The 1,665-nt window shown below is 58.2% G+C and carries 1 protein-coding gene and 1 pseudogene; one reads left to right on the forward strand and one right to left on the reverse strand.

The genetic code is table 11. The annotated features are described in order from the left end of the window. A pseudogene (locus FM101_RS16115) lies at positions 1-263 on the forward strand (hypothetical protein); the annotation flags it as partial. Between the two features lie 516 nt (positions 264-779). Here the strand turns inward: FM101_RS16115 and FM101_RS08505 are convergent. Continuing rightward, positions 780-1,100: a hypothetical protein gene (locus FM101_RS08505; protein ID WP_086998317.1), complete on the reverse strand. Its 321-nt coding sequence runs from the start codon at positions 1,098-1,100 to the stop codon at positions 780-782. Between the last annotated feature and the right edge of the window lie 565 nt (positions 1,101-1,665).

Below are 1,665 nucleotides of genomic sequence, written 5' to 3' on the forward strand. Positions count from 1 at the left end.
TGAACACCTGGCTCGGCAAGCACCCCCGCTTCCACATGCACTTCACCCCGACCTACTCCTCCTGGATCAACCAGGTCGAACGCCTCTTCGCCGAAGTCACCCGGGACCTGCTCCAACGCTCGGACCACCGCAGCGTCCAAGCGCTGGAGAAGGACCTCCGCGAATGGGTCAAGGACTGGAACGAGAACCCCCAAGCCATTCATCCGGCCCAAAACCGCAGAGGAGATTCTCGCGTCCATCGGAAGACTATTGCAACGAATTAACGAATCGGGACACTAGGAGAAGCTCTGCTCAGCTGTCCACGTACCACCACAGCGGGTATAAAATCCCGACCGCCAGTCGGGCAACGACATTACCGAGGGGCAAGCATGGAACATCACCGGCGGTGAGGCCGGGTCTTGAACGCCACCCATTTTCTGGCTGCTCATGTGTCCAAACAGCGAACCGGATGCCCACGCTCGAGTGGTGTCTTGAACCAACATCGAAGCTTTGCCAGATGCAGCACGGATGGGCACTAAAGTCGCCTCGGGCTGGAGAGTCTCCGCGAAGCCCTGGGCTCTAGCGAAAGGATGCAGAGGCTGACGAACTATCGGGCGTCGCCTTCGGGCCCTCCCTGCCTGATAAGTCTCAGTCTCCGATCTGCGGCGGTAAGAGCGAAACCGATGACGGATTTCGCGATGGCTATGAACCTCGTTCGGCCGACGCTTTGGACGCCAGATGCGGTCGTCCGGCCAGCGGGCCCGCGGGGTGCGACACGAGGAAAGTGCCGAATCGACGGCTCAGCCCAAATCCTCTGCCGAGTTGGGGACGCCGGAACGGAAGAAGCGGCGTAGAAACAAGGTAGCAAGCAGGGCGAGTCCCAGCCCGATCAGCACAGTGAGCCCCCAGTCCCACAGCTCACCGGAAACAAAGAGCAGGCTGGGTAGTTCGAAAGCGAAAACCATGGCAAACATGGCCCAGAACGCCTGCCACCCGCTGGCGAGTATTCTGCCCCACTTCATGGTCAAACCAACCGTGCGGCCTAGAAAATAGATGAAGACCACGGCAGGTCCAACGACGGTTAAGGCTACGAGCGCCCCCGAAGCCTCGGCTTGTCCCATGACTATAAGCTTCACCGCCGCCCGCAATGCGCCAAAAGACGCAGCAGAAAATAGTATAACCAACCATGTAAAACGAGTTTCATGCCGAACGCTGATATCAATTCACCTTTCACTCTCTGTGCTGGCATTGCTCGAAGTGTCAAAATCAACACAGTTTCTGGAAGTTGCGAAGCATAATGAAGAATCGCAATCGTACCGCGCTCGGATTCACCCGCGCCTGCACACTGGCCATGACCGGGTTGGGAGGAAGTGCAGCAAACGCCGTCGCCTCCGCTTCCTGCACCGGCCAGCAGCACAGTCCGGTCCCAGCCTTCGGAGGTTCCTTACCTGACCGAATGTGATTTGAAGACATTGGGCTAACGCGTTCAGACGCCGAACAAGCCACCGATAGTTTCGCCGAAGCCATTGATTCGGCTGAAAAGAAGGGCGAAATCAGCTCTTCGGAAGCTCAAGCGCTTCGTGGGAACTTGTTGATCCAGAATGACTCCGGTGCCGGAGTTCAACCACGAGCACTACCGCTTTGGGTCGCAGCAGCGATAGTCGGCGGTGCTGGATCGGTCGCTCT

Origin of the sequence: Arthrobacter rhombi (assembly GCF_900163545.1) — a bacterium.
GTDB lineage: Bacteria > Actinomycetota > Actinomycetes > Actinomycetales > Micrococcaceae > Arthrobacter_H > Arthrobacter_H rhombi_A.